The sequence below is a fragment of the Arthrobacter sp. TJ-263 genome (assembly GCF_058269155.1).
Window position 1 is genome coordinate 1 of the sequence record NZ_JBZCNE010000006.1, and the last position, 5,744, is coordinate 5,744.

A 5,744-nucleotide genomic window follows, 5' to 3' on the forward strand; every position below is an offset into this window, starting at 1 on the left:
CGTGTGTGGTGGCTGGTTTTTTTGGCTGGTTTCGAATTTTGTGCAGTGGTGTCGCCCGTTTTCCCGGGTGTCATTGTTGTGTCTGTAATGCATTTACGGAGAGTTTGATCCTGGCTCAGGATGAACGCTGGCGGCGTGCTTAACACATGCAAGTCGAACGATGAACCTCACTTGTGGGGGGATTAGTGGCGAACGGGTGAGTAACACGTGAGTAACCTGCCCTTGACTCTGGGATAAGCCTGGGAAACCGGGTCTAATACTGGATACGACCTTCCCGCGCATGCGGTGTTGGTGGAAAGCTTTTGTGGTTTTGGATGGACTCGCGGCCTATCAGCTTGTTGGTGGGGTAATGGCCTACCAAGGCGACGACGGGTAGCCGGCCTGAGAGGGTGACCGGCCACACTGGGACTGAGACACGGCCCAGACTCCTACGGGAGGCAGCAGTGGGGAATATTGCACAATGGGCGCAAGCCTGATGCAGCGACGCCGCGTGAGGGATGAAGGCCTTCGGGTTGTAAACCTCTTTCAGTAGGGAAGAAGCCGGTCCTTCGGGGTTGGTGACGGTACCTGCAGAAGAAGCGCCGGCTAACTACGTGCCAGCAGCCGCGGTAATACGTAGGGCGCAAGCGTTATCCGGAATTATTGGGCGTAAAGAGCTCGTAGGCGGTTTGTCGCGTCTGCCGTGAAAGTCCGGGGCTTAACTCCGGATCTGCGGTGGGTACGGGCAGACTAGAGTGCAGTAGGGGAGACTGGAATTCCTGGTGTAGCGGTGAAATGCGCAGATATCAGGAGGAACACCGATGGCGAAGGCAGGTCTCTGGGCTGTAACTGACGCTGAGGAGCGAAAGCATGGGGAGCGAACAGGATTAGATACCCTGGTAGTCCATGCCGTAAACGTTGGGCACTAGGTGTGGGGGACATTCCACGTTTTCCGCGCCGTAGCTAACGCATTAAGTGCCCCGCCTGGGGAGTACGGCCGCAAGGCTAAAACTCAAAGGAATTGACGGGGGCCCGCACAAGCGGCGGAGCATGCGGATTAATTCGATGCAACGCGAAGAACCTTACCAAGGCTTGACATGAACCGGAATGATGCAGAGATGTGTCAGCCACTTGTGGCCGGTTTACAGGTGGTGCATGGTTGTCGTCAGCTCGTGTCGTGAGATGTTGGGTTAAGTCCCGCAACGAGCGCAACCCTCGTTCCATGTTGCCAGCGGGTTATGCCGGGGACTCATGGGAGACTGCCGGGGTCAACTCGGAGGAAGGTGGGGACGACGTCAAATCATCATGCCCCTTATGTCTTGGGCTTCACGCATGCTACAATGGCCGGTACAAAGGGTTGCGATACTGTGAGGTGGAGCTAATCCCAAAAAGCCGGTCTCAGTTCGGATTGAGGTCTGCAACTCGACCTCATGAAGTTGGAGTCGCTAGTAATCGCAGATCAGCAACGCTGCGGTGAATACGTTCCCGGGCCTTGTACACACCGCCCGTCAAGTCACGAAAGTTGGTAACACCCGAAGCCGGTGGCCTAACCCCTTGTGGGAGGGAGCCGTCGAAGGTGGGACCGGCGATTGGGACTAAGTCGTAACAAGGTAGCCGTACCGGAAGGTGCGGCTGGATCACCTCCTTTCTAAGGAGCGCCTCGGATCATGTGCCTGTCCTTCAGTGGTGGGTGTGTGGTTCGCAGGAGTCAGCCCATAGCGCGGGCGTTTGTTCCGCGGTGGGTGCTCATGGGTGGAATATCAATGGATAGGTGCCTGGTGGTGCCTGCCGGCTGGTGAGTACGTTCCCTTCGGGGTTCTGGAAAGCGTGTGGTTGGTGGGGGTTACCGGGTTTTACTGTTTGGCACACTGTTGGGTCCTGAGATAACAGGGCTCCATGTTCTGTGCTGGTTGTGCCGGTCCCGGTTTCGAGGGGATGCCTGTTGTGGGTGTCGTTCTCGTGCGGGGGTGGTGTGGCCGGTGGGGTGTGGGGTCGGGTTGTTTCTGGTTTTCCCGCGCATGCTCTGTCTGTCCCTGTTCGGGGGTGGGTGGGGGTGTGTCGGGGTTGTTGGTTGAGAACTGCATAGTGGACGCGAGCATCTTAAAAAGAAGCAATTTCTAAGAATAATCTGGTTCCGATCTTCGGGTCGGGCCTGGTTTTCTCGATATGTTTTTGATCTTAGTGGTCAAGTTTTTAAGGGCACACGGTGGATGCCTTGGCATCAGGAGCCGAAGAAGGACGTGGGAATCTGCGATAAGCCTGGGGGAGTTGATAACCGAACTTTGATCCCAGGATGTCCGAATGGGGAAACCCCGCCCGGCGCGCGAGTGACCGGGTGACCCGTATCTGAACACATAGGGTACGTGGAGGGAACGTGGGGAAGTGAAACATCTCAGTACCCACAGGAAGAGAAAACAATAGTGATTCCGTCAGTAGTGGCGAGCGAACGCGGATCAGGCTAAACCAGTGGTGTGTGATAGCCGGCGGGCGTTGCATCACTGGGGTTGTGGGACTTTCCGTTCCAGTTCTGCCGGACTGGTGAAATGAGTGCGTGCGTATAGGTGAACGGGTTTGAAAGCCCGGCCGGAGAGGGTGTAAGTCCCGTAACCGTAATGCGTGACGCCGTTTGGAGAGGATCCCAAGTAGCACGGGGCCCGAGAAATCCCGTGCGAATCTGCCAGGACCACCTGGTAAGCCTAAATACTCCCTGATGACCGATAGCGGACCAGTACCGTGAGGGAAAGGTGAAAAGTACCCCGGGAGGGGAGTGAAATAGTACCTGAAACCGTGTGCCTACAAACCGTCGGAGCAGACTTGGTTTCTGTGACGGCGTGCCTTTTGAAGAATGAGCCTGCGAGTTAGTGTTACGTCGCGAGGTTAACCCGTGTGGGGAAGCCGTAGCGAAAGCGAGTCTGAATAGGGCGTTGCAGTGGCGTGATCTAGACCCGAAGCGAAGTGATCTACCCATGGCCAGGTTGAAGCGACGGTAAGACGTCGTGGAGGACCGAACCCACTTCAGTTGAAAATGGAGGGGATGAGCTGTGGGTAGGGGTGAAAGGCCAATCAAACTTCGTGATAGCTGGTTCTCCCCGAAATGCATTTAGGTGCAGCGTTGCGTGTTTCTTACCGGAGGTAGAGCTACTGGATGGCTAATGGGCCCTACAAGGTTACTGACGTCAGCCAAACTCCGAATGCCGGTAAGTGAGAGCGCAGCAGTGAGACTGTGGGGGATAAGCTTCATAGTCGAGAGGGAAACAGCCCAGACCACCAACTAAGGCCCCTAAGCGTGTGCTAAGTGGGAAAGGATGTGGAGTTGCCCAGACAACCAGGAGGTTGGCTTAGAAGCAGCCACCCTTGAAAGAGTGCGTAATAGCTCACTGGTCAAGTGATTCCGCGCCGACAATGTAGCGGGGCTCAAGTACACCGCCGAAGTTGTGGCATTCACATAGATCCCAAGCCGGAGACTTGTTCTCCTGAGTTCAGGGGTGTGGATGGGTAGGGGAGCGTCGTGTGGGCAGTGAAGTCGCGGTGTAAACCAGCGGTGGAGCCCACACGAGTGAGAATGCAGGCATGAGTAGCGAAAGACGGGTGAGAAACCCGTCCGCCGAATGATCAAGGGTTCCAGGGTCAAGCTAATCTGCCCTGGGTAAGTCGGGACCTAAGGCGAGGCCGACAGGCGTAGTCGATGGACAACGGGTTGATATTCCCGTACCGGCGAAGAACCGCCAATACTGATCGAGGGATACTAACCGCCAGAAGCATGACCGCCCACCCTTGTGGTGACGTGGTTTTTTGTGGATCGCGGGACCTGATCTCGGGAGGTAAGCGTATTAACAGGTGTGACGCAGGAAGGTAGCCAAGCCGGGCGATGGTTGTCCCGGTCTAAGGATGTAGGGCAGAACGTAGGCAAATCCGCGTTCTTGTGTTCGATCACGGGCCTGAGATCTGATGGGACCCCCGTATGGGGGAATTTGGTGATCCTATGCTGCCGAGAAAAGCATCGGCGCGAGGTTCCAGCCGCCCGTACCCCAAACCGACACAGGTGATCAGGTAGAGAATACTAAGGCGATCGAGAGAATTATGGTTAAGGAACTCGGCAAAATGCCCCCGTAACTTCGGGAGAAGGGGGGCCCCAACTGTGATGGCGACTAGCTCGCCGGAGCGGATCAGGGCCGCAGAGACCAGGGGGAAGCGACTGTTTACTAAAAACACAGGTCCGTGCGAAGTCGCAAGACGATGTATACGGACTGACTCCTGCCCGGTGCTGGAAGGTTAAGAGGACCGGTTAGTTTCACGCTTGCGTGGGACGAAGCTGGGAATTTAAGCCCCAGTAAACGGCGGTGGTAACTATAACCATCCTAAGGTAGCGAAATTCCTTGTCGGGTAAGTTCCGACCTGCACGAATGGAGTAACGACTTCCCCGCTGTCTCAACCATAAACTCGGCGAAATTGCAGTACGAGTAAAGATGCTCGTTACGCGCAGCAGGACGGAAAGACCCCGAGACCTTCACTATAGTTTGGTATTGGTGTTCGGTGTGGCTTGTGTAGGATAGGTGGGAGACTGTGAAGCGTGGACGCCAGTTCACGTGGAGTCATCGTTGAAATACCACTCTGGTCACTCTGGATATCTAACTTCGGCCCGTAATCCGGGTCAGGGACAGTGCCTGATGGGTAGTTTAACTGGGGCGGTTGCCTCCTAAAAAGTAACGGAGGCGCCCAAAGGTTCCCTCAGCCTGGTTGGCAATCAGGTGGCGAGTGTAAGTGCACAAGGGAGCTTGACTGTGAGAGAGACATCTCAAGCAGGGACGAAAGTCGGGACTAGTGATCCGGCGGCACATTGTGGAATGGCCGTCGCTCAACGGATAAAAGGTACCTCGGGGATAACAGGCTGATCTTGCCCAAGAGTCCATATCGACGGCATGGTTTGGCACCTCGATGTCGGCTCGTCGCATCCTGGGGCTGGAGTAGGTCCCAAGGGTTGGGCTGTTCGCCCATTAAAGCGGTACGCGAGCTGGGTTTAGAACGTCGTGAGACAGTTCGGTCCCTATCCGCTGCGCGCGCAGGAAATTTGAGAAGGGCTGTCCTTAGTACGAGAGGACCGGGACGGACGAACCTCTGGTGTGTCAGTTGTACTGCCAAGTGCACCGCTGATTAGCTACGTTCGGATGGGATAACCGCTGAAAGCATCTAAGCGGGAAGCCTGCTTCAAGATGAGATTTCCATACACCTAGAGTGTGAGAGGCCCCCAGCCAGACCACTGGGTTGATAGGCCGGATGTGGAAGCAGGGACGAAAGACCTGTGAAGCTGACCGGTACTAATAAGCCGATAACTTACACCACACACCCACCCCCACCAGAAGGACCAGGGCTCCCGGGCAACCAGGAAACCCCGGACCCCCGACGGTGACACGGGGAAAGTGAAGATCATATGCTACGCGTCCACTATGCGGTTCCCAACCAACAACAGGAACCACCACAAACACCAGGAATCCCACTCAGGGACCCCTTGGTCACACGATTACATCCAGCACGACGATGTAACCCCACAGATTTACCGGCACCCAGCCCCACCCGCCCCCCAACGGCGGACACGGGACAGGGCGCGTCAGGTAGCAAGGGTTACGGCGGTCATAGCGTGGGGGAAACGCCCGGTCCCATTCCGAACCCGGAAGCTAAGACCCACAGCGCCGATGGTACTGCACCCGAGAGAGTGTGGGAGAGTAGGACACCGCCGGACAACCACTCACGAGCAAAGACCCCACCAC

General features: G+C 56.3%; 3 rRNA genes. All 3 read left to right on the forward strand.

Features of this window, described 5'->3' with window-relative positions:
* Positions 1-92 precede the first annotated feature (92 nt).
* The 3 genes from AC4D2F_RS16825 (at position 93) to rrf (ending at position 5,716) form a co-directional block, all read left to right on the forward strand.
* A 16S ribosomal RNA gene (locus AC4D2F_RS16825) occupies positions 93-1,627 on the forward strand.
* 535 nt (positions 1,628-2,162) lie between these two features.
* Positions 2,163-5,319: ribosomal RNA gene (locus AC4D2F_RS16830) — 23S ribosomal RNA — on the forward strand.
* A gap of 280 nt (positions 5,320-5,599) precedes the next feature.
* Positions 5,600-5,716 (forward strand): 5S ribosomal RNA (gene rrf / locus AC4D2F_RS16835).
* Together the 16S, 23S and 5S rRNA genes form the textbook arrangement of a ribosomal RNA operon.
* Positions 5,717-5,744 lie beyond the last annotated feature (28 nt).